The sequence below is a fragment of the Chryseobacterium phosphatilyticum genome (genome assembly GCF_002899825.2).
Classification (GTDB): Bacteria; Bacteroidota; Bacteroidia; order Flavobacteriales; family Weeksellaceae; genus Chryseobacterium; species Chryseobacterium phosphatilyticum.
The window spans coordinates 1,002,565-1,024,338 of the sequence record NZ_PPED02000002.1; the positions used below are offsets into that span (position 1 = coordinate 1,002,565).

Genomic DNA, 21,774 nt, shown 5'->3' on the forward strand with positions numbered 1-21,774 from the left:
AATTTATTTCAACATTTTCTGCCTTACAGCTTCATATAAAATCGCGCCACAAGCAACAGAAACATTCAAAGATTGAGTTTTTCCTTCAATAGGAAGTTTTATTTTTTCGTCTGAATGATGCAGTACTTCTTTAGAAATTCCTGTTTCTTCATTCCCCATCACGATAGCACATGGTTCTGTGAAGTTTACATCATAAATTAATTTTTGGGCTTTTTCACTGGCTGAGAATACAGTAATTCCACTTTGTTGTAAAAAGTCTACCGTATGTGCCAGATTGTTTTCTTTACAGATTTTGATATTATAAATGGCTCCAGCAGAAGTTTTTATAGCATCTGAATTGATGGGAGCTGCTCCCTTTTCAGGAATAACAATAGCATCAACCCCTACACATTCTGCAGTTCTGCATATTGCACCAAAATTTCTTACATCAGTAAGTCTGTCCAGAATTAGTAAAAAGGGAGTTTTTCCTTCTTCAAATAATTGTGGAACAAGATCCTCCACTTTATGAAACGGAACATCCGAAATAAAAGCAACCACTCCCTGATGGTTTTTTCTTGTAAAACGGTTCAGTTTTTCAACCGGAACATAATTGGGACGGATTTTATTTTTCGCTAAAATCGCTTTCAGTTCAGCATAAATAGGGCCTTGAAGTGCATTTTGCACAAAGACCTTGTCAATCGTTTTTCCCGCTTCAATTGCTTCAATAACGGGACGCAGCCCGAAAATAAAATCGTCTTTCATTGAGTTGTTTAAAATTTTATGTTTAAGGTTGGGGATTCAGGATCCGGGATTCGTAAAATACTGTTTAATATCAATATTCCACGTTAAACTTCCGGTCTCCTTTCTTCCGGCTTCCTTTAGTATTTTTCTCCTAAAATTGCTCTTTTTTGTGCCATTACATAACCATAATGCAGGCTTTCATGCATATTGTTAAAGATAATCGCATCCTGAATACTTTTCAAATCCATTCCAAAACTAGTAGTGTAAGGAGTATAGTCTGAAAAGAAGTCGCTGTCATAATCTTTCATTAAAATCTTCGAAGTTTCCGTTAGTAAAAATTCCAAGTCTTCCACTTCAGATTTTTGAACATTTAAGTTAGGTAGTGTTCCTTTTTTATAAGTCTCAATCCAGTATTTGTCAATACGGAAGGGGTTTCCACTCAGATAATAATGCAAAAGCTGCTGTGTGGCAACAGTGTGGGCGATATTCCAGTACATATTATTGTTGAACCCATCCGGAATCAGCAATAAATCCTCATGGGATGTATTCTGAAGGATGTCTAAAAGGTTTTTTCTAACTTGTCTGTGCGCTTGAAAATGATAATTCATTTTGCGAAATTTTAATCTCCAAAAATAGTTTAATAAACTGGAAATGACAATTTTTTGGATGGAGGATTAGAGTTAAAGTTTTTTAACTCTTTCAAAAAATCATATTGATTATGCTGTTTTTAAAGCGATAAGGTCACAATTATGATGCAGACTGTCTTGTAAATCATTGACTAAAAAATCCCTCCGGTGAATGTTTTCACCGGAGGGGTAACTAAATCTTTATTATTTTTTGAATCTTACCTTTTATTGATTTTATGGCTAAAGGTAGTACCATCTTTAAGAACGATATTTAAAAGATAAGAGCCTGTTGCGTAAGCAGAAATGTTTATTTTATTTTCTTTATGGGTTTCGGATAATTTTTTTCCACTCATACTGTAAAGAGTTAATGATGCTATTTCAACTTTGGATTTTATATTGATAAAGTCAGAGGTAGGATTAGGATAGATATTGACATCAATCGTTTTAACATCTTTTACATTTAAAGTAGTGGTGCTTTTCCCTTGCATATAGACAGATAGCATGACATCACCTTTTTTGTCTTTAAAAACAGCTGTTGGAATAGTATGTTTGAGCGTGTGATTCCCAGCTGTCATATTAGCTACTGTAAATGTTCTTATTGGAACAGAATTCCCCGGACACCAATTATTCCAGGAGGTCCATTGAGCTTCAGTCTTAGGGGTGGATCCATAGATGCCGTTCCCCTGGGTATTGTACATTCTGTAGGGTTCACATGAAATTCCTCCGGGTGTATATGTGAGCATTTGAACATTATCTAAATAGGTGTAGTTTTGTCTTCTTACATATTCTTCTCCGCCACTATTAGCGCCATGTGGAGTGGATATTACAAAGAAGCGAGCGTCCGTAACAGGGTTGGGCAGATTGAAGGTTGTAATCCGAACGGTTTCCCCCGCAACATCAGTGCTGTTATAGTTATTGAGTGTGTTATAGGTAAGTATGGGAACTAAAGTGTTGTAGTTAGAGGCAGTGGCTGTATTGTTTGAAGATAAGGTAAGGGTTCCGGTAAAAACATCATTTCTTCCCGAACATCCTGCGACTTGGGAGTTGGCGGCGTACGGAACACCAAAAACCTCCAGTTCCATATAGATATCATAGGTACTGCGCAGTTGAGTATCGTGAAATACACTGTACAAATTACTCACGTCATAAGTATAGGGAACTTCTGTAGGAAGAATGTTTTTATTCATAAATGGAGTGATATACCTGGCTACCTCAATTCTCTTAATATTAGGATCATTCATCGTATAAGATGTTTGGCTTTTAGGTACCAGGGTGAGATATACCTCCCCCAGACGATCATAGTTGTCACATAGAGCTCCTATTTTTACATTCATTGTGATCTTTGCCTGGAAAGAATCAAGTTCATTGTCGGTAAGTTTTCGTGAATATCTGGTGTTACCCAGTCTGATCAATCCGGGAGGAACGGGCTGCGATACTGTAGCAGCATACCCGTCATAGTAAATTGCTTGTGTTATTACCGGAGTGACTGTCTGTGATTTTGCAAGACCTGCAAAAAGGATACTTAGAAAAAATATTTTTTTGTACATAACGTTGGTGTTTTTTGTAAATGTAAAAAAAAATGGAATATAATTGACATTTATTTTACGTTATTGATAGTAAATTAACTAAATAATTATTAATAATATAAAATAAATCATAATATATTGTTTTGTGTATAAAGTATTAATGGTATTGGTTTATATTCTTGATAATTTTCAATTAGGATTATTTTTATTAAAATTTTACCTGATTTCTGCTGCTGACGGGTATTATAAGCATGTTTGGTAAGAAATTATGAATTGCTTATGATGTCGAAGCAGATAATAATAAACAAAAACTCCTGTTGAGTATCATTCATCAGGAGTTTATATTTCTTTTAAATAAGTTGAAACCTAAAAATAGGATTTAAGACAACTGTTTTATTTTTTAATAATTTTATGTTTAAAATGAGTTCCGTCTTTCAGGGTAATATTTAAAAGATAGACACCTGTACTGTAAGAGGAGATATTTATTCTATCTTCTTTATAGGTTTCAAGCAATTTTTTACCATCCATGCTGAAAAGACTTAATGAGGCTACTGCTGTCTTTGATTTTATATTGACAAAATCAGAAGTAGGGTTAGGGAATATACTAACATCAATTGTTTTGAAATCCTTTACATTTAAAGTGGTGGTACTTTTCCCTTGCATATAGACAGATAGCATGACATCTCCCTGATTTTGATTAAATACCGCTGTAGGAATGGTATGCTTCAATGTGTGATTTCCTGCGGTCATATTAGGTATGGTAAATCCACGAATTGGAACCGAATTGCCGGGGCACCAGTTGTTCCATGAAGTCCAGCCTGCTTCAGTCTTGGGAGTAGCTCCATAGATACCGTTTCCTTGTGTATTATATACTCTGAACGGTTCACATGAAATACCTCCTGGTGTGTAGGTTAGCATCTGTACATCATCAATATAAGTATAGTTTTGTCTTCTTACATATTCTTCCCCGCCACTATTGGCACCATGAGGAGTAGATATTACAAAAAAGTTGGCGTTAGTAACGGCGTTAGGCAGGTTGAAGTTTACAATTCTTACCGTTTCACCCGGAACATCTGTGCTGTTATATTTATTAAGTGCATTATAAGTGAGTAAAGGAACAAGAGCATTGTAATCAGTAGCCGTTCCTGAATCATTTGAAAAGAATGTCAAGGTTCCCGTAAAAACATCATTCCTGCCGGCACATCCGGGAACTTCATTGTTTGCAGCGTATGGAACTCCAAAAACATCCAGTTCCATATAGATGTCATAGGTATTGCGTAATTCTGTATCATGAAATATACTATATAGATTACTTACATTATAGGTATATGGGACTTCCGAAGGAGTTCTGTTTTTATTCATAAACGGAGTAATGTACCTGCCAACTTCAATTCTTTTGACATTCGGATCATTCAGTGTATATGTAGCTTGGTTTTTGGGTACTAATGCAAGAAAAACCTCCCCCAGACGGTCATAATTATCACACAAAGCACCTATTGTGACCCTCATTGCAATGGTTGTTTTAAACGAGTTAAGTTCAGTATCTGTAAGCTTTCTGGTGTATCTCGCATTATTTAATCTTGTCAATCCAGTGGGAACCGGTTGAGATACCGTTGCGGCATAACCGTCATAATAAACTGCTTGTGAAATCACATTGGTCATTGTGGTTACCTGTGATTGTATAAGACCCGCAAAGAACAGACTTAAAAAAAATATTTTTTTGTGCATATTACTTGGTATTTGTTGTAAATATATCAAAATATGCATTATGTTTTGCTGTTTTTTGATTTAATATTGCTGTTTTTGGTTTTTTGTTGTTGATTGTCTAATTAAATTAATACAATGGTGTTTTTGCACTAAAATTATAAATGAGATTATTTTTGTTTGCTGAATAATTTATTTTTGCTATAAAAATTAAAATTTTATTATTAGATTAGCATGAAATAAGATATTAATATTGTCAATTATGAAAAGAATTTTACTTTTGCTTCTGGTGTTGATATCATCTGTGTTTGATGCACAGGTCAACCTTAATATTGGAAGTATGAATGTTGGAAGCGCTCCTGTAAGCAGTTTTTTTTCCTATTCATACGTTCAGCAGATTTATCTCAAACAGGAACTCAATATCAATGCTGCCGGAAATATTACAGGACTTACATTTTATCTGGATCCCTCAGCAACAATTACTGATTCTTCTAACTGGACTCTATATCTTGGTCATACTTCAAAGGCAACTTTCACTTCTGGTACAGACTGGATACCTGTTTCTCAGCTGACTCAGGTGTTTGCCGGAAACGTAACTAAAAATAATAATAAAGTTGAAATTATCCTTACAACTCCCTTTGCCTATAATAACACAGATAATTTAGTTATAGCAGCAAAAGAAAGTGCTCCGAGTATTGATATTAATAATTTTAATGAGGCATTTCATGTGTATCCTTATATTCCCAATTCTACTTTATACTATAAAGGTGATCGTGAAGTAGTAGATATCTCTTCTCCTCCGGGAGGAATTAGAGCGGAGTATAAATCAGCAATAACGATTTCGGGATTGACTCCCAATGTAACTCCCGGATGTCCCATCATCCTTTATCCTTCAAATAATGCTCAATATATTTCTTTATCTCCTGCTTTGAGCTGGCAGGCTGTTTCAGGAGCCAGCTCCTATAAGGTTTCTCTGGGGACAAGTACAGGAGGTACAGATGTTATTAATCAACAAGTTGTAAGCACTAATAATTTTAACCTTTCTCCTTCAATTGTTCTGACCAGAAATACAACTTATTATTTAAAAGTTACTGCTGTCTCAGCGAATGGAGAATCTACAGGTTGTACGGAAAATACTTTTAAAACAATTCCCCCGATACCGGTAAATGATGAGTGTACCGGAGCATTATTAGCCAGTACTTTTCCTTATACCTATGTGCAGAGTGATGCAATGTCTTCTACTAACAATGGAGGATTTGTTTTGGCGTGTGCTAATGATGGGATGAATGATGGACTTTGGTTCAGGTTGACAGGAGATGGTAATCAATACACCATTAAAGTAGCTCCGTCCACAACTTCCTTTGATCCTAAAATTGGTGTTTTTAGTGGAACATGTACTAATCTCACTTGCGTGGGTACAAAAGACAATGGAGGCGGAGGTACTGCAGAAACGATGACAATTACAACAACTGCAGGAACAGAATATTTTATAAATGTAGGATCTTTTGAAGATGATGTAGATATGCCGGAAGATGTGTTCACAATTACGATTACCAAACTGTAATACGAAATATAAGAAGATAATAAAAATGTTGTGGTACTGTTATCACAACATTTTTTTGATTTGCAGTCGATTATATAGCAAACCCGGTTTCTGTAAAAATTAAGTGCAATTAGTGATGAAGGGGGAGAAGAATTGTTTTTATGTATAAGAAAATCAGGTTGTTTGCTTCATAATCCTTTATCAATACTGGAATTTTTAACAAACTTTAACTCAAAAATGGCATTGATTGTGTTGATTAATGCAAGTATTTATCAGAAATTTACCACTTATTTTAAATCAAGCTATGTCAGATATATATCAAGCTGAAGATATCCGTCAATTGACGGAAAAAATAAAAGAAAAAAATTACCTGTTTTCTCTTCTGAGACAGGAAATAAATAAAGTTATTATTGGGCAGGAATACATGATAGATCGCCTTTTGGTAGGACTTTTAGGGAATGGGCACGTTCTTTTGGAAGGGGTGCCGGGATTGGCCAAAACTTTAGCCATAAAAACTTTGGCCGATGCTGTTCATGGTGAATTTTCAAGAATTCAGTTCACGCCGGATTTACTTCCTGCTGATGTTGTTGGAACGATGATCTTTAATATAAAAGATAATGATTTTTCTATAAAAAAAGGACCTGTATTTGCAAATTTTGTTCTTGCAGATGAAATCAATCGTGCCCCGGCAAAGGTACAGTCAGCTCTTTTGGAAGTCATGCAGGAAAAGCAGGTGACCATTGGTGATGAAACGATGAAGCTGCCAAAACCATTTTTAGTATTGGCTACACAAAACCCTATTGATCAGGAGGGAACCTATCTGCTGCCGGAAGCACAAAGTGACCGTTTTATGTTGAAATGTACTATAGATTATCCTGCTTTTGAAGATGAAAGGCAGGTGATGAGAATGGTTTCCACTTCACACCAGCCAACCGTGAAACCGGTAATTTCTCTTCAGGACATTATAGATGCTAAAGAATTGATCAATCAGATTTATCTGGATGAGAAAATTGAAAAATATATTCTGGATATGGTGTTTGCCACCCGTTATCCGGAAAACTACGGACTTTCTGAGCTTAAAAATTATATTAGTTTTGGAGCATCACCAAGGGCTTCCATTAATCTTGCCATTGCCTCAAGAGCATATGCATTCTTAAAAGGAAGAGCATTTGTAATTCCTGAAGATGTAAAAGCTTTAGCAAAAGATGTATTAAGACACAGGATGGGCTTAACTTTTGAAGCTGAGGCAGAAGAGATTTCCACGGAGGAGATTATTAACAGAATTTTAGCAAAAATCCAGGCTCCGTAATGAGTGATGTGATAATTAGAAAAGCTGTTATTGAGGATTGTGCTTCGATGCTAAATCTGATTAAAGAACTGGCAGAATACGAAAAAGCGTTACATGAGGTAACAGTGACTCTTGAGCAATTTACACAAGACGGTTTCGGTAAATCTCCGGTTTGGGGAGCATTCGTAGCTGAATTTGAGGGTGAGGTAGTAGGGATTTCCCTTTATTATGATCGATATTCAACCTGGAAAGGAAGAAGATTATATCTTGAAGATCTTGTGGTAACGGAAAAGCTAAGAGGAAAGCAGATTGGAAAATTACTCTTTGATGCAACCCTGGAACATGGTCAAACCAATCAGTACAGTGGAATGGTTTTTCAGGTATTGTACTGGAATGAACCAGCAATCAATTTTTATAAAAAGTACAGTCCGAAGTTTGATAATGAGTGGTTGAATGTATCCATTGAATTTAAAAAATAGAAATTAGAGGTTAGAGGTTGAAAAATAAGATAAGGAACTTAGATGTGATTTTGAACTCTAAATTCTCTTTATTCAAACTTTTCAAACCTGTAAATAATTAAAATTCGTCTATGCAGATAAAAGATATTGTAAAGAAAGTAAAGCAGATTGAAATCCGTACGAGAAAAAAGACGGAAGCTGCTTTGATGGGGCAATATCACAGCGCCTTTAAAGGGCAGGGGATGACCTTTTCCGAAGTTCGTCCCTACCAGTTTGGAGATGAAATCAGAAGAATCGACTGGAACAAAACAGCGCGTTTCCGGGAACCATTCGTAAAAGTAATGGAAGAGGAAAGAGAGCTTACGATGATGCTTTTAGTAGATATTTCTGCTTCTATGGATTACGGAACAAAAGTTCAGCTTAAAAGAGAGTATGTGGCTGAAATCGCTGCCAGTCTGGGTTTTTCAGCGGCAGGTAATAATGATAAAGTAGGACTCATCCTGTTTGCTGATAAAGTATATAAGGTAATTCCGCCTCAGAAAGGGAGAAAGCATATTCTTTCGATTATCAGTACTATTCTCACCGCAGATTATGTTCCTGCAGAATCCAAAATAGATAAGGCTCTTGAATATATGATGGGGATCTTTAAGAGAAAATCTCTGGTCTTTTTATTGTCAGATTTTGAAGATGAATATGATTCTAAAATGTTGAGAGTCGCTTCCAAAAAACATCAGTTGCTGGGAATGAGAATTTACGATGATAAGGATAATGAAATTCCTGATGTGGGATACACTCTGCTATACGATGCAGAAACAGGAAAACAAATATGGGCAAATACTTCCAGTGCAAGATGGCGGTACACCTTTGCAGAGGCTCAAAAACAAAAATTAAGAGCTTTGGAAGATGATTTTTCCGTAAGTTCGGCAAGTTTTATGAATATCAGTACAGGTACAGATTATTCAAAATTATTATATAATTATTTTCAGAAAAAATAACACGGGTAAAGCCCGTACATAAAAACATGAGGCGAGGCCTTTTTATTATTTAACATTGAAAAAAATACTTTTAATACTATCTTTTCTCATCTGTGCAAATGCTTTTTCACAGATACTTTCCTCCAATATAGAAAAGAAAACCATTGCTTTAGGAGAAGTGAATCATCTGATTATTAAAATTGATAATGTTCATGATCAACAGGTAACTTCTGCAGCAAAGAATGAATTGCTTCCTTTTCATTTTGAAGAAACAAAAGACAGCATCGGACAGAATGCAGGATCTTATGAAAGGAAAATTGAATTTGCCGTTTTTGAAGAGGGTAAGTTTACGATTCCGGAGTTAGAATTTAAAGTGGGGGATAAAATTCTTAAAACAATTCCTTATGAAATAGATGTCATCAATACTGCTCAAAAAGCTGATCAGATTAATGACATTATGAAGAATAAGCAAGTAAAACTGGATGCTAAAGACTATTGGGAACTCTATAAGTTTTACATTCTGCTGGTATTGGCTCTTATTGCTTTGATTATTGCCATTGTCATGATTGTAAAATGGGGGAGAAAAGCAAAAAGTTCGCCGGTAGTTGCTACCAACCAAACCTTGAAAGAACTGGATTCCCTTAAAAAGAAAAAATACATTGAAGGAGGTAATTTTCGATCGTTTTATGTGGAATTGATCGATATTTCAAGAAATTTTATTACCAAACAATATAATCTGCCTGCTGATGTACTTCTTACTGACGACCTCATTGATGTAATGAAAAGAAATAATACCATTTCACAGGACAACGAAAAAATAATAGAAGATGTCTTTTTGAGAGGAGATTTGGTGAAATTTGCCAAAACTTTTCCTGATCAGGGAACTATGGAAAAAGATTTTGCTGATATCAGGGATTTTGTGAAAAGATCATCTAAAGATTTAGAATTCGAAAACTTGAGAAAGGATGTTTAATTTTGAGTTTTACAGTCCGTGGTTCTTGTTGCTTTTTCTGCTTTTTATACCCCTTTTTATTAAAGATGCGGGGCAAAAAAAGAGAAAAGGAATAAAAGTTCCTACGACCAAAAATATGGATAGCAGTGGTGGGATCCAGGGAGTACTTTTTATATTGAAAATATCAAAGTATATCATTCTGTCTGCTCTTATTATTGCAATGGCAAGACCCAGAACATTCACTGTTTCTCAAGACAGGGATGATACAAAAGGTGTTGATATTATGCTGTCTATTGACGTATCATTAAGTATGCTGGCAAAAGACCTGAATCCCGATCGTATTACAGCTTTAAAAGATATTGCAGTAAAGTTTGTTCAGAAGCGTCCGAATGACAGAATTGGTGTTGTAGCATATGCTGCCGAAGCATTTACCAAAGTTCCTGTTACTTCAGACCATCAGGTTGTCATTGATGAAATTAAAAATTTAAACTCAGAGGGCCTTGAACCCGGAACCGCAATTGGTGAGGGACTTTCTGTTGCCGTAAATCATTTGATTAAAAGCAAAGCTAAAAGTAAAGTAGTTATTCTGATGACGGACGGTGTAAGCAATATTGAAAATGCAATTCCACCACAGATAGCTGCTGAACTGGCAAAAAATAATAATATTAAGGTATATTCTATTGGAATCGGAACGAACGGCTATGCTTTGATGCCTACAGCACAAGATATTTTCGGGGATCTTGTTTTCACCGAAACGGAAGTTACCATTGATGAAAATACACTAAGGGAAATTGCACAAACTACGGGAGGGAAATATTTTAGGGCTACTTCAAACAGTAGTCTTGAAGAAATTTATAATGAGATCAATCAGCTGGAAAAATCAGATGTAAAGATTTCAAAATTATATAACTATGAAGAATATTTCAAAATTTTCCTTTGGATAGCCTTAGGAATGCTGGTGTTGGATGCATTGTTGAGATGGGTGTTTTATAAAATATTAAGCTGATGAGTTGGTCTTTAGGAAATTATTGGTATTTATTTTTACTGTTGCTACTGCCGCTGTTAGCCATTTTTTTGATCCGTTTTTTAAAGTGGAGAAAGAAAAAAAGAGAAATTTTTGCGAACAGTCAGTTTCATGAAAATTTATTTGAAAAAAGTTCCGGTTTTACCCGTTTTTTTCCGGCATTATATCTTTTAGGTACTTTGTTTCTGATCTTTTCAATTATTGATCTTTTGAACGGATCTGAAGAAGTGAAAAGTAATCAGAGGCTTAATAATGTGATCTTTATGCTTGATGTTTCCAATTCGATGAATGCGGAGGATATTGATCCCAGTCGTCTTGCGGAGGCAAAAAATCTGATGATCGGAACCATGCAGAAGATGAAGAATGATAAAATTGGAATTGTAATTTTTGCGGGACAGGCCACTTCGATTATGCCTTTGACTACGGATTACAATTCTGCAGAAACCTATATCAGCGGGATTGAAACAAATTCTATGCAGATTCAGGGGACTGATTTTCTCAAAGGAATGCAGGTAGCAGTTAATAAATTTAAAAATGTAAGTAAAGGATCCAGAAAAGTGATATTGTTAAGTGATGGAGAAGATAATGAAGGAAATGATAATGCTGCAATAAGATTGGCCAATCAGGAAGGGATTAGTATTACTTCTGTAGGAATAGGTTCTGATGAAGGAGCTCCTGTTCCGGAATATGTTTTCGGGCAGCTGATGGGATACAAAACAGATGTAAACGGAGGAACGGTAATTTCAAAAAGACAAACTGAAGCATTAAAGAAAATGGCAGAGTCCACAGGTGGAACTTATATTGATGGAAATAATATCAACGAGGCTCCCAATAGAATTATTGATGCGGTTAACAAGAAGTCATCAGGGGCTGAAACGCTGGTGAAATCGCAGAATGCCAATCATTATTATCAATATTTTTTATTAGTTTCTATCCTACTTTTCTTTTTAATTTATATTTTTAATCCCAAAAGAGATTTTAATATATAATTTCCTTACTGTTGATGAGGATTTTTAAAGGCTACTTTAACCGAATTTTAACAAATAAAACGCTGTTTATTAACATATAAAGGAATAATTTTGCAAGTGATGAATACTAAAATCATTTTTTTATCGTTTATTGTTGCTTTCTCGTTCTCAGGCATTTTGTTTGGGCAGGAAAACTACAGAACTTTAGTTCATGAAGGCAACCAGAAATTTGACGGTAAAGATTATGATGGAGCATCTTCAAAATATATGGAAGCCGCAAAATCTAATGATAAAGATTTTACGGCTCATTACAATTTGGGGAATGCTTTGTATAAAAGTAAAAAATATGAAGAGGCAAAGGCTGAGTTTGAAAAAGCAGAAAAACTTTCTCAAATACTTCCCGATAAAGCTGCGGCATTTCATAATTTAGGAAATGCTTATATGCAAATGAATCAGCCTGAGAAAGCTGCAGAGTATTATAAAAAATCTCTGAAGCAAAATCCATATAGCGAGGCAACCAGAAAAAATTATGAAATTGCCAAACTGAAAGAAAAAGAACAACAACAGAAAAACCAGCAGAATAATTCAGGCAAAGGTGGTGGTGGAAATGATCAGAACAAAGGTGATGATCAGAAAGGTGATAAAGACAAAAAGCAGGATCAGGGAAATGGCCAGCAAAACGAGGGCAAGAGCGATCAGGGAAATAATCCTCAGCAGAACCCCAACAATGAAGGAAAGATGCCTAAAAATCTTGAAAATGCTATTTTAGATAAAATTAACGAAAAAGAAAAAGAAACCGCCAGAAGAATTTTAAACAAGAATTCTTATTCGATGCCTGAAAGCAACGAGAAAGATTGGTGATGCAGCACAAACTGATTTACATATTGCTTACTTTGGCATCCGTAATTACTTACGGACAGGTGAATCTTTCTCTGGATGCTGATAAATCTGAATATGGAAGTAAGGACGTTGTAAATCTTACGATTGTTCTTGAGCTTAATGGGAGTGATCTTGAACAACAGACAAGATTTCAGCTTCCTGATCTCTCTAAATTTAATATTATAGGCAGTGGCTCTGTAACCAATACGGTTATTGATCCTGCTACCAATACCTTAATTACCCAAAAAGTATCCAGAATAGCTCTTGAACCTAAGAAAAAGGGGAAAATAAAAATAGGTTCGGTACTGGTTACAGTTAATAATAAAATCTACAAAACAGAACCTTTTGATGTAACCGTTAAAGATTTTGTTGAAAAAAAATCTCTGGCTAGCAATACTTCCAGTGAAGTATATCTGAATATGGAGATTGAGGATAGGGAAGTGTATCAGGACCAGCCGACAATTGCTATTTTGAAGGTGTATTCAAGAAATATGGATAACTTCAGAAAGGTGAAAAATATCCGCCTTCCACAGCAGGATAACATCAATGTACATCCTATTAACTTTAGTAAGTCAGAAATTGATCCTTCGGGTATCGGAAATATGGCTTCTCAGGTATTAGCTGTTTTTATGGTATTTCCCAATGAAGCTGGTTATGTAGAAGTACCTGGAGTTTCAGCATCCGTTAATTCCTATTCAAATAAAAATAAGATAGTTTCCAACAAAATAAAACTGAATGTCAGAAAACTTCCGGAAGGAGCACCTGAATGTTTTAAAAATGCTGTTGGGAATTTTAATGTAAGTGTTTACAATGCTTCCAAAGAAAAAGCGGAAGCTAAAAAACCACTGAATGTTGTCATAAAAGTTTCGGGAGAAGGAAATTTACCGGATATGGAGCTTCCTAAAATTGCAGCCTCTCCGGATTATGAAATTTTCGCACCAAAGATTACCTCTAGAGTTTCTCCGGGATCTACCGGAATGAAAGGTGAAATACTCGCTAACTATGTTGTTATTCCCAATAAATCCGGAACGATCTCTATCAAAACAGAACAATTCGCTTTCTTTGATCCTGAAAACAGAGAATATGTTGATCTTGGACAAAAAACGCTGGCATTAAATGCATTTTCTCATGATCAGATCATGGAAGCACGCTCTACCGTGGAAAAGGTAAATGAATATACCAATAATCTACTGGAAACGGTAAATACTCCGGTACTCAAAACAACATCATTTAAAGTAAAAGAAAAAAGTAAATTCCATTGGAATACTCTTTTTATTAATATAGGTATTCTTTTAGGCTTATTTATTGTGTATATCTTATTTAAGACTTGGCAAAAAAAACGTACATTAGTTAGGGAAACCACATCCCCAAAACCATTAGGTTCTGTAGCTGAAACAGAAAAAGAGATCAGAGAATTACTGAAAACTGATATTAACGATTATTTCGGATATCTTGAAAATCTTAAAGACAATGGTGAGTACGAAAAGTTTTTTACTACATTGGAAGAATTGGATCAGGAAATAAGAAATCAATATTTTCAGGGTACATCTGTGGAATTTAAAACTTTTCTTGAAAAGCACAAGGGTTCTTCAATGGCTGAAGAGTATAGCAAGCTACAACAGAAAATCCAGATTGAAAAATATTCTCCTGTGAAATCTGCTGAAGGGTTGGAAGAACTTTTGAAAACAATTGTTAATTTATATTCACAAATTAGCAAATAGTCAGTTTATTTTCATATTTTTGCGAAATTTTTAATTACAAAGAGATGGAAATTTTTGATGGTTTTTCGTTTAAAGAGATTGTTACCAGTTTTATGGTTCTTTTTGCCGTTATCGATATTATTGGTTCGGTTCCCATTATCGTAAGTCTTCAACAGAAGTTCGGGAAGATTGAAGCCGGAAAAGCTTCCATCACTGCCGGAGCAATTATGATTGTGTTTCTGTTTGTAGGAAATAAGATTCTTAAGCTGATAGGGGTGGATGTAAATTCATTTGCTATTGCCGGAGCTTTTGTGATTTTTGTCATAGCGCTGGAAATGATTTTAGGAATTGAAATCAACAAAACTACAGAAGCAAAGGCCGCATCTATTGTTCCCATCGCATTTCCTTTGGTTGCAGGAGCTGGAACCCTGACTACAGCTTTATCCCTCAGAGCTGAATTTCATGATATTAATATTATTTGTGGAATTATTCTTAATACAATTTTCGTATATTTGGTGCTGAAATCAGCGAAGTGGTTAGAAAGAAAAATAGGGGATGCTACATTAATGATCCTTCAGAAAGTTTTCGGAATTATTTTGTTGGCGATTTCAATTAAATTATTCACCGCAAATTTTGCTCAATTGGTGCAGAATTATATTAATTTTTAAATATCATGCAGAAGTTTTATAAAGTATTTCTAGTTGTATTTATTGTTTTCATCGCAATCAATCTTTATGCTATCAACTGGCAAACAGAAATTTTAGGAGATGAGGATAATGTTAGATTTGTATTTTCAGCGGCAGCGGCTGCCCTTGGCCTTCTTGTTCTCTTTGTAATGGATACCTGGAGCAGGATCGGAGCAAAAAAATAAATTCATTTTTTATTATAAATATAAACCTCTTTTGTACAAAAGAGGTTTTTTGTTGAGTATGATTAGCAGGTTACTTTATATTATTGGCCTGATCAAATTTCTCCAAAGCTTTTTGAAGATCCATATTTCTGGCCTCTACAATTTTGTGAAATTCAAGCTTTTTTCTGGATATCTGTAATATACTGTCCTGTGCCTTATCCACTTTCCGGATATCTTTGCTGAATGTTATTTTTTGCTGTTGAATCGATTGCCTATCCAGAAGAAATAAATCTTTCATAGCTTTATAATAACTGATGGCTGCTGTTTTTACAGGAGCTCCTTCTTTAATATGATCATCCGACAATATTGATAGGTGCTTAATCACTGAATCAAAAAGTTGTTCTTCTTTATTTATAAAAGAGAGAGCTCTGTCATAGTCACGTTTTATAATACTTAGTGACTTTTCTGTTTCATATCCTTCTTTATTGATTAAAGCATTGAATACAATCTGTTCCTGAGCGGTGATTTCCTTTTTAAAATCAACTGCTTTCTCTGAAGTGCAGGATATCAATCCGACAGTCAGTAATACACTGAAAATAAGATTTGATTTCATAATGGTATTTTAAGAAATGATGTTCTGTAAAAGTATTAAATATTTGTTGTTTTTTACTTTTACCAACTAAAATCTTAATATTCTATGAAAACATCAAATGATTTCGTGTTATAAAATTGTATTTGAATTGAGTTGTATGTTCTATAATCAGGTTAATAAAGTAAGGTTCTTCAGAATCGCTTCAGACTTTAATTCTGTTTCTATCCACTCTTTTTCTGGGTTGCTCAGATCAGTAATTCCACCCCCTACGAAAATGTGTATTCTATCCTGATATAGCCTTGCACAACGAAGATTCACAAAGTATAAAATACTTTCCTCTGTTTCTACTTTGATATATCCTGCATAGAATTCACGAGGGAATTTCTCATATTTTCGGATATTGTCATTACAGAAATCTTTTGGGATACCACATACAGCTGGGGTAGGATGTAAATCCTGAATGAGTTGATCCAGATCCTGAGGTTGAATATGGGTTTTAAAATCTGTACGTAAATGCTTAATATTTCCTGCAATGTGATCATAGGTTTCTGATTGAAATACCTGATCCGTATAATTGTCAAGAATATTTTGAATATAAGAGGTAACAGGCTTCTGTTCTTCGATTTCTTTTTCCGACCATGCTTCTGAAACAGGAAGAGTTCCGGCGAGAGCCATCGTTTCAAACGCATGGGTTGTTTTATTGAATTTCCCAAGTACTTCAGAAAAAGCTCCCATCCATGCATTTTTGCCATCATTAAATAGATACCTGAAAGCATTGGGATAGGATTTGCAGAGATTGTTAAAACTCTCTTTTAAATCAATATTATTAAAATCAGTAAAGATCTTCCTTCTTGAGTAAACCAGCTTAGGTAGATTGTTTTCCTTAATGACGTCAATAACCTGTTGAAGATTTGTAATATATTCTTCGTTAGTTTCTGCAATGAAATGGGTTGTATCATTTGCCAATGAAGTATTGGTGATGGATGTATGATCCCATTCAGGCGAACTTACTTCGATGATATCTCCGTGGAAATTAATTTGGTTAAGAGTATCATATGAATGGAAATTAACTGCGTTTGTATTGTTTTTTTCATTTACAGTATACAATCTTTCGTCAAAAGGAAGTTTGAAATAAATCATGGGCATTGAATAGATTAAGAAAATCACAAACCAGAAATAATAGATACATTTCCAATTTGATTTTCCTTTGTGCAAAGGTATTACTAGTCTTAAAAATGTCAAAATTAAAAGAGATATTTTTTGACGAAAATATTGGTCATTTCATTATGCAGATTTATTCTTAAACTCAATATTTTTAATTGATTACCCCCAGGAAAACTCGAAAATCTGGAGTTTTTGGGGGTAATTATAAATAGGGAGTCAATGAAAACTGATTATTTTTTAGGCAAGAGTAAGGTTAACGTTGACCGCAATGCCCAGCGTGGAGCATAATCCGGACGTTGTACATAATACCCTCCACCCAAATCTGCGCTAAAATGGGTAGTTCCTATTTTTAACATTTTTCGGCCTGCCAGATAGATAGGAACCGTCCAGTCCGTTTTTTCCAGTTGTAACTGGCTTCACTGCTTAAAATAACGGCAGTAGATTGTCCGTATACAAAGAAAGGCTGTAAAAAGGTTGCACTGGTATTCGGCCGTGTTCCAGGCCCCATGACAGACCAAACATGATTGGCCAACAGACCAACGGTTACCTTTCCTTGCTGGGTAAGACCTACAGCTGTAGGTCCCATTCCGAACTTACCTTGTCCTAATGTACGATCGGTAGCTGTTGGCCATAACAATACAGGACCGACACCCCAAACTATACCGTATGTTGGTTTTTTAGGTGAAAAGAAAAAACTGTGAACAACGTCTCCCATACCAAATTTCACTGTAGGTGTATATTGGGAAGTTGAAATTACAGGAAGAATAGCACGCATAATTAAGTTCCAGTCTTTAGATATAGAGAAAGGAATCACAGGCTGGAAATTCGTAACGGTTGCAAAACCTTTGTTGTCTATACCTCCTTTCCATCTTGCATTGAACTGCATAGGTACGCTTATAAGGCTTGAAATAGGATTAGCAAGTTGTTTTTTGCAAGGTTGTTTGCTTCGGGGGGATTTTGAGCAACTTTTGCTGTATCATGATTCATTGTTTGAGCAGGACTGTTGATAAATACAAGTAATGCTAAAATAAAGTAAACTGATATCGGCTTTTTGATATACTTTCTAAACTTTTTCATTGTGTTAAATATTTGAGAGTTTACTATGATCTCTTTTGATTTTACAATGATAGGATGGTTTATAGAGATTTTTGTTATCCCAAAATATCATTTTGTTGTCTGGTATTCTTTATTTTGGAAGCTTTTACATGCACAAAAATGATAAAAATTCTATACTGAGAAGTGTTGATGAGTATAAACAAAAAAAGCGGCCTCCAGTTGGAAGTCGCTCTTTTTTATTTTTCTTACTTAGCTGAATTACCTCAGTAGAATATTGTTTGTCATTGTTGTATGGTTGATCAAAGCCCCTTTTTCATCACGAATTTCAATCTCAGAAACATGCATGGTTTTACCTTTTCGAATAAAACGTGCCGTTGCTGTTACAATGCCGTCCTTTTTACTTTTCAGGTGGTTGGAGTTGATATTAGTTCCTACTCCATAGTACTTATTTCCGTCGATAAAAAAATTAGACAGGCTTGACCCCAATGTTTCTGCCAGGACACAGCTGGCCCCTCCGTGCAGAATTCCAAATGGTTGATGAACCTTTGGTTGTACAGGCATTGTAGCCGTTAGGGTTTCGTTTTCTACATCTATATCAGTGAAGTTTATTTCAAGTGTTTTGGCTAATGTTACTCCTTCTCCCCAGTTGTTCAAAAACGTAAGGATTTCTTCTTTGGTTTGATCTTTCATTTTTATAATGGATAAATGATTAATAACGAGCATGGGTATTTTGTGACATGTTATTCACCAGTACCCATAATATCAGGGTTCCAATTTTCGGGAACTTTAGGAACGATATCATTTTTTACATAGTAATCCTGTATCTCCTTCATGATCTCAGCGAAAGGAACTGATGCTATTCTCTCATAAGGGATTGTGTATCCCAGATAAACAATATTTCTTTTGAAATCTCCTGCAGCCAGTACAATGGGAACTTTTGCAGCTAAAGCCATGTGATAAAATCCTTTCCTCCATTTTGGTACCCAGCTTCGGGTGCCTTCGGGTGTGATTACAAGGCTGAAGTCTTCTTTTGCGAATTGACCTGCTACAAAATTAACAAGATCATTTTTCTGGCTTCTATCGATACCAATACCTCCAAGCCCCTTTACAACACTTCCATACCAGGCTTTGGTATGAGCGTCTTTGATAATTATTTTCAGGGGTTTTCCTAAAGACCAATAAGCAAAATTTCCTAAAATATATTCCATGTTGTGGGTATGAGGCGCCACTACAAGGATACAACGGTTGAGGGAGCTGGCATCGCCCTGAAGAACAACTTTCCATCCCAATAATTTTAACATTAATTTGCCTATCAGCTTTTTCATAGATTGTTGGATTAAAAACAAAAAAGTATAACCAAATATTGGTTATACTTTACAAATATATTGAAATATTATCGCTCTTAAAATAAACCGTTAATTAAATCTACGATTTTCATTACGAATTCCAGTGCAAATTGTATCATAACAATAGTGTTTTTTGGTTGATTGGTTATTGAATTTTTAGCAATACGAAATTAAAACATTTTTTTCACATAGCGAATTAAATAGTATCTTTTTTTACTTTTATGAGATAAGAAGAGTGTGAATTTCAAACGGTTGCTATCCATTCACACTTTCTTCCACTCTCTGAAGTTAATTATTTAGTTTGTATGGAAATTTCGTTTTTTCCGTCTTTGATTTTGATATCCACATCTTTGTTTATTTTTTTGATGTCGGATGCTACAGAATCAATTACTTTTTTAGCTTGATTGTTGGGAACTTTTTTCCCGTTGATAATGATGCTGTCTTTATCGTCAGAGTTATATTCTATGCTTGAACCGTTTACGGTAATTTTATTTTTTTCAATTCTGACCCCATTGTGATTGTTGTAGTCGTCATTGTCACCGTCTCCATCGTCATCTATACCATCACCGTTCAAATCTCCGTCGAAGTGGATCCCATTTTTCTTTAATGGAAGCACAATTGCTTTTTGAGGAACCACCAATTCGTAATCAACTCTGTAATCTCTGAATCTGTGTTCGTAAGGATATTTAATAAAGTTAGGAAGTATTACTTTGTTATTGACAACTTCTACAGGAACTGTAAGCTGAACAGGATAATTATAACCATTTCCTTCTTTTTTGATAATCAGATAAGGTGTTTTGATATCTGTTTTTCTTGTTACATCTACAGAGATATAATCTTCTTCATATACTGTCTTTTTATCAGAGTAGATATCATCATCATAAGCTTTAAAGTTCTGAGGGATGTTGATTTGTTTTACATCTACATAAATTGTATCTGAATTGGTGTTGATCGCAACATTTTCAACATCTTCTTTACTTCCTCTGTAGATCAGGTTTTTCTTAGCCATACTAATTCCAAAGTAAGTTCCTAATCCGATAAGTAGAAGAAATAATCCGCCAATTACCCATCCGATATTTCTCAGTTTAGTTTTCGGAGAGAATATTTTGATGCTTAATAAGCTGAAGATAATTGCAGGAATCAAGCTTCCGATAACCATCATGGCAGCTAATACTTTATCAAGTCCATTATCATCCATATAGAATCTGATCTGATTGGCGCCCGGAAAATCGGTGTCCATTCCGAAAAGACCAAATACTACAAATACTCCAATGATGCTACTTACTGCGAGCATTACGAAAATTCCCCCTACAATGTACTTGAATACATTCCAGATTCCGCTGCTTGCATTATTGATATAAGGTTTGTTTTCGTTATAGATTTCTCCGACTCTCTGAGTAGATTCGTTGGCAAACTGAACCAGTTTGTTTGATTCATTTTTAAGATTGTCGAAGTTCATAGGCTTTCCCTGCATTTTCAAAAAATCTGCTGCTGTTTCAGCTTTTGGAAGTACCAGCCAAAGAACGACATACAGAAGTCCGATCAATGAAGAGGAAATTGCTGCAGTAAAGATTCCCAGAACAAAAATTCCTAACCAGATGGCTCTCATAGCAGTAATATCCATTCCTACATATTGAGCTAAACCTGCGCAAACCCCTGCGATTTTTTGTTTTTCAGGATCACGGAACAATTGTTTTTTATCTGTATAATGAGAGCCTGAATTATTATTTCTTGTTGATGTTTTTTCAGAGAAATAAGCTTCTTCCTGTTCTTCGATTTTTTCAGGGGTCCCGATCTGTGCGATTACTTTTTCTACATCAGTATCGTTGATTACTTCGCGTTTCCCCAGAGAATCATTGAAAATCTCCACCATTCTTATTTCTATGTCATGCATTACCTCATCAGCTTCCGAAGCATCCAGTGAGCTTCTCAGAGCATTCAGGTAATCGCTGAGCTTTATATATGCGTGTTCTTCTATGGTAAAAGAAAAACCTGCGAGTCCTATTGAGAGTGTCTTGTTCATAGCTTTGTTTTTTAATTTTTTTGAGTGATTTGATTGACTGAAGCCGTCAGTTCATTCCAGGTATTGAGAAGTTCATTCAGGAAAAGTTTTCCTTTTTCTGTGATCTGATAATATTTTCTGGGTGGTCCTCCTGTTGATTCTTCCCATCTGTAAGAGAGAAATTCCCCGTTTTTAAGTCTTGTGAGAAGGGGGTAGAGGGTGCCTTCCACTACATCCAGCTTTCCTTTTTTAAGTTCATCGATAAGGTCGGAAACATACATTTCGCGATGATTGATGAGACTTAAAATACAGAACTCCAGAATTCCTTTTCGCATTTGCGCTTTGGTATTTTCAGTATTCATCTTTGATAAGTTTTGTTAATTAGTTATAATGTTTAGAAAA

At 35.1% G+C, this 21,774-nt stretch carries 23 protein-coding genes; 11 read left to right on the forward strand and 12 right to left on the reverse strand.

Annotated features, from left to right (window positions below):
- Nucleotides 1–3 precede the first annotated feature (3 nt).
- From rlmB to C1631_RS11635, 4 genes are all read right to left on the reverse strand, one after another.
- Complete coding sequence (rlmB, locus tag C1631_RS11620; protein ID WP_103248713.1) at nt 4–741, reverse strand: 23S rRNA (guanosine(2251)-2'-O)-methyltransferase RlmB; 738 nt, start codon at nt 739–741, stop codon at nt 4–6.
- Between the two features lie 116 nt (nt 742–857).
- On the reverse strand, nt 858–1,328 hold the full coding sequence (locus C1631_RS11625) for a DinB family protein (RefSeq protein ID WP_103248712.1): 471 nt from the start codon (nt 1,326–1,328) through the stop codon (nt 858–860).
- A gap of 236 nt (nt 1,329–1,564) precedes the next feature.
- Nucleotides 1,565–2,893 carry a peptide-N-glycosidase F-related protein gene (locus tag C1631_RS11630; RefSeq protein WP_109712236.1) on the reverse strand — a complete coding sequence of 443 codons (1,329 nt, stop codon included), beginning with the start codon at nt 2,891–2,893 and terminating at the stop codon, nt 1,565–1,567.
- Between the two features lie 372 nt (nt 2,894–3,265).
- Complete coding sequence (locus C1631_RS11635) at nt 3,266–4,600, reverse strand: peptide-N-glycosidase F-related protein (protein ID WP_165828281.1); 1,335 nt, start codon at nt 4,598–4,600, stop codon at nt 3,266–3,268.
- Between the two features lie 238 nt (nt 4,601–4,838).
- Between C1631_RS11635 and C1631_RS11640 the strand changes: the two genes are divergently transcribed.
- The 11 genes from C1631_RS11640 (at nt 4,839) to C1631_RS11690 (ending at nt 15,233) form a co-directional block, all read left to right on the forward strand.
- The gene (locus C1631_RS11640) at nt 4,839–6,140 is read left to right on the forward strand and encodes a hypothetical protein (RefSeq protein WP_109712238.1); all 1,302 of its coding nucleotides are present in this window, start codon (nt 4,839–4,841) and stop codon (nt 6,138–6,140) included.
- 283 nt (nt 6,141–6,423) lie between these two features.
- Nucleotides 6,424–7,428 carry an AAA family ATPase gene (locus C1631_RS11645; protein ID WP_109712378.1) on the forward strand — a complete coding sequence of 335 codons (1,005 nt, stop codon included), beginning with the start codon at nt 6,424–6,426 and terminating at the stop codon, nt 7,426–7,428.
- Nucleotides 7,428–7,886 carry a GNAT family N-acetyltransferase gene (locus C1631_RS11650; protein ID WP_109712240.1) on the forward strand — a complete coding sequence of 153 codons (459 nt, stop codon included), beginning with the start codon at nt 7,428–7,430 and terminating at the stop codon, nt 7,884–7,886. The genes C1631_RS11645 and C1631_RS11650 overlap by 1 nt, the downstream gene beginning before the upstream one ends.
- A gap of 110 nt (nt 7,887–7,996) precedes the next feature.
- Nucleotides 7,997–8,860 carry a DUF58 domain-containing protein gene (locus C1631_RS11655; protein WP_109712242.1) on the forward strand — a complete coding sequence of 288 codons (864 nt, stop codon included), beginning with the start codon at nt 7,997–7,999 and terminating at the stop codon, nt 8,858–8,860.
- 55 nt (nt 8,861–8,915) lie between these two features.
- Nucleotides 8,916–9,812, forward strand: a complete 897-nt coding sequence (locus C1631_RS11660; protein WP_109712244.1) for a BatD family protein — start codon at nt 8,916–8,918, stop codon at nt 9,810–9,812.
- Nucleotides 9,805–10,797: a VWA domain-containing protein gene (locus C1631_RS11665; RefSeq protein ID WP_109712246.1), complete on the forward strand. Its 993-nt coding sequence runs from the start codon at nt 9,805–9,807 to the stop codon at nt 10,795–10,797. The genes C1631_RS11660 and C1631_RS11665 overlap by 8 nt, the downstream gene beginning before the upstream one ends.
- Nucleotides 10,797–11,804 (forward strand): vWA domain-containing protein, encoded by a 1,008-nt coding sequence (locus C1631_RS11670; protein ID WP_109712248.1) that lies wholly within the window; start codon nt 10,797–10,799, stop codon nt 11,802–11,804. The genes C1631_RS11665 and C1631_RS11670 overlap by 1 nt, the downstream gene beginning before the upstream one ends.
- Nucleotides 11,805–11,903: 99 nt before the next feature.
- Complete coding sequence (locus tag C1631_RS11675) at nt 11,904–12,644, forward strand: tetratricopeptide repeat protein (protein WP_109712250.1); 741 nt, start codon at nt 11,904–11,906, stop codon at nt 12,642–12,644.
- On the forward strand, nt 12,644–14,383 hold the full coding sequence (locus C1631_RS11680) for a BatD family protein (RefSeq protein ID WP_109712252.1): 1,740 nt from the start codon (nt 12,644–12,646) through the stop codon (nt 14,381–14,383). Before C1631_RS11675 ends, C1631_RS11680 begins: the two co-directional genes overlap by 1 nt.
- 44 nt (nt 14,384–14,427) lie before the next feature.
- Nucleotides 14,428–15,030: a MarC family protein gene (locus C1631_RS11685; RefSeq protein WP_109712254.1), complete on the forward strand. Its 603-nt coding sequence runs from the start codon at nt 14,428–14,430 to the stop codon at nt 15,028–15,030.
- A 5-nt stretch (nt 15,031–15,035) separates the two neighbouring features.
- Nucleotides 15,036–15,233: a hypothetical protein gene (locus C1631_RS11690; RefSeq protein WP_109712256.1), complete on the forward strand. Its 198-nt coding sequence runs from the start codon at nt 15,036–15,038 to the stop codon at nt 15,231–15,233.
- A gap of 70 nt (nt 15,234–15,303) precedes the next feature.
- Here the strand turns inward: C1631_RS11690 and C1631_RS11695 are convergent, their stop codons facing one another.
- From C1631_RS11695 to C1631_RS11730, 8 genes are all read right to left on the reverse strand, one after another.
- Entirely contained in the window at nt 15,304–15,825 is a 522-nt protein-coding gene (locus C1631_RS11695) for a hypothetical protein (RefSeq protein ID WP_109712258.1), read from the reverse strand.
- A gap of 147 nt (nt 15,826–15,972) precedes the next feature.
- Complete coding sequence (locus C1631_RS11700) at nt 15,973–16,944, reverse strand: chorismate-binding protein (protein WP_109712380.1); 972 nt, start codon at nt 16,942–16,944, stop codon at nt 15,973–15,975.
- Nucleotides 16,945–17,317: 373 nt separating this feature from the next.
- Nucleotides 17,318–17,854, reverse strand: coding sequence for a hypothetical protein (locus C1631_RS11705; protein ID WP_103248378.1), 537 nt, complete (start codon nt 17,852–17,854; stop codon nt 17,318–17,320).
- Between the two features lie 8 nt (nt 17,855–17,862).
- Nucleotides 17,863–18,045, reverse strand: a complete 183-nt coding sequence (locus C1631_RS11710; RefSeq protein WP_109712260.1) for a hypothetical protein — start codon at nt 18,043–18,045, stop codon at nt 17,863–17,865.
- Nucleotides 18,046–18,282: 237 nt separating this feature from the next.
- On the reverse strand, nt 18,283–18,714 hold the full coding sequence (locus C1631_RS11715; protein ID WP_103248376.1) for a PaaI family thioesterase: 432 nt from the start codon (nt 18,712–18,714) through the stop codon (nt 18,283–18,285).
- 50 nt (nt 18,715–18,764) lie between these two features.
- A complete protein-coding gene (locus tag C1631_RS11720) occupies nt 18,765–19,349 on the reverse strand; it encodes a 1-acyl-sn-glycerol-3-phosphate acyltransferase (protein WP_103248375.1) in 585 nt (194 codons plus the stop codon).
- A 313-nt stretch (nt 19,350–19,662) separates the two neighbouring features.
- Complete coding sequence (locus C1631_RS11725; protein WP_109712262.1) at nt 19,663–21,393, reverse strand: PspC domain-containing protein; 1,731 nt, start codon at nt 21,391–21,393, stop codon at nt 19,663–19,665.
- 11 nt (nt 21,394–21,404) lie between these two features.
- The gene (locus C1631_RS11730; RefSeq protein WP_027374395.1) at nt 21,405–21,734 is read right to left on the reverse strand and encodes a PadR family transcriptional regulator; all 330 of its coding nucleotides are present in this window, start codon (nt 21,732–21,734) and stop codon (nt 21,405–21,407) included.
- Between the last annotated feature and the right edge of the window lie 40 nt (nt 21,735–21,774).

Coding starts and splice junctions, on each gene's coding strand:
- rlmB (WP_103248713.1), bottom strand. CDS start 741: ATGAAAGACGATTTTATTTTCGGGCTGCGTCCCGTTATTGAAGCAATT.
- C1631_RS11625 (WP_103248712.1), bottom strand. CDS start 1,328: ATGAATTATCATTTTCAAGCGCACAGACAAGTTAGAAAAAACCTTTTA.
- C1631_RS11630 (WP_109712236.1), bottom strand. CDS start 2,893: ATGTACAAAAAAATATTTTTTCTAAGTATCCTTTTTGCAGGTCTTGCA.
- C1631_RS11635 (WP_165828281.1), bottom strand. CDS start 4,600: ATGCACAAAAAAATATTTTTTTTAAGTCTGTTCTTTGCGGGTCTTATA.
- C1631_RS11640 (WP_109712238.1), top strand. CDS start 4,839: ATGAAAAGAATTTTACTTTTGCTTCTGGTGTTGATATCATCTGTGTTT.
- C1631_RS11645 (WP_109712378.1), top strand. CDS start 6,424: ATGTCAGATATATATCAAGCTGAAGATATCCGTCAATTGACGGAAAAA.
- C1631_RS11650 (WP_109712240.1), top strand. CDS start 7,428: ATGAGTGATGTGATAATTAGAAAAGCTGTTATTGAGGATTGTGCTTCG.
- C1631_RS11655 (WP_109712242.1), top strand. CDS start 7,997: ATGCAGATAAAAGATATTGTAAAGAAAGTAAAGCAGATTGAAATCCGT.
- C1631_RS11665 (WP_109712246.1), top strand. CDS start 9,805: ATGTTTAATTTTGAGTTTTACAGTCCGTGGTTCTTGTTGCTTTTTCTG.
- C1631_RS11670 (WP_109712248.1), top strand. CDS start 10,797: ATGAGTTGGTCTTTAGGAAATTATTGGTATTTATTTTTACTGTTGCTA.
- C1631_RS11675 (WP_109712250.1), top strand. CDS start 11,904: ATGAATACTAAAATCATTTTTTTATCGTTTATTGTTGCTTTCTCGTTC.
- C1631_RS11680 (WP_109712252.1), top strand. CDS start 12,644: ATGCAGCACAAACTGATTTACATATTGCTTACTTTGGCATCCGTAATT.
- C1631_RS11685 (WP_109712254.1), top strand. CDS start 14,428: ATGGAAATTTTTGATGGTTTTTCGTTTAAAGAGATTGTTACCAGTTTT.
- C1631_RS11690 (WP_109712256.1), top strand. CDS start 15,036: ATGCAGAAGTTTTATAAAGTATTTCTAGTTGTATTTATTGTTTTCATC.
- C1631_RS11695 (WP_109712258.1), bottom strand. CDS start 15,825: ATGAAATCAAATCTTATTTTCAGTGTATTACTGACTGTCGGATTGATA.
- C1631_RS11700 (WP_109712380.1), bottom strand. CDS start 16,944: ATGATTTATTTCAAACTTCCTTTTGACGAAAGATTGTATACTGTAAAT.
- C1631_RS11705 (WP_103248378.1), bottom strand. CDS start 17,854: ATGCAGTTCAATGCAAGATGGAAAGGAGGTATAGACAACAAAGGTTTT.
- C1631_RS11710 (WP_109712260.1), bottom strand. CDS start 18,045: ATGAAAAAGTTTAGAAAGTATATCAAAAAGCCGATATCAGTTTACTTT.
- C1631_RS11715 (WP_103248376.1), bottom strand. CDS start 18,714: ATGAAAGATCAAACCAAAGAAGAAATCCTTACGTTTTTGAACAACTGG.
- C1631_RS11720 (WP_103248375.1), bottom strand. CDS start 19,349: ATGAAAAAGCTGATAGGCAAATTAATGTTAAAATTATTGGGATGGAAA.
- C1631_RS11725 (WP_109712262.1), bottom strand. CDS start 21,393: ATGAACAAGACACTCTCAATAGGACTCGCAGGTTTTTCTTTTACCATA.
- C1631_RS11730 (WP_027374395.1), bottom strand. CDS start 21,734: ATGAATACTGAAAATACCAAAGCGCAAATGCGAAAAGGAATTCTGGAG.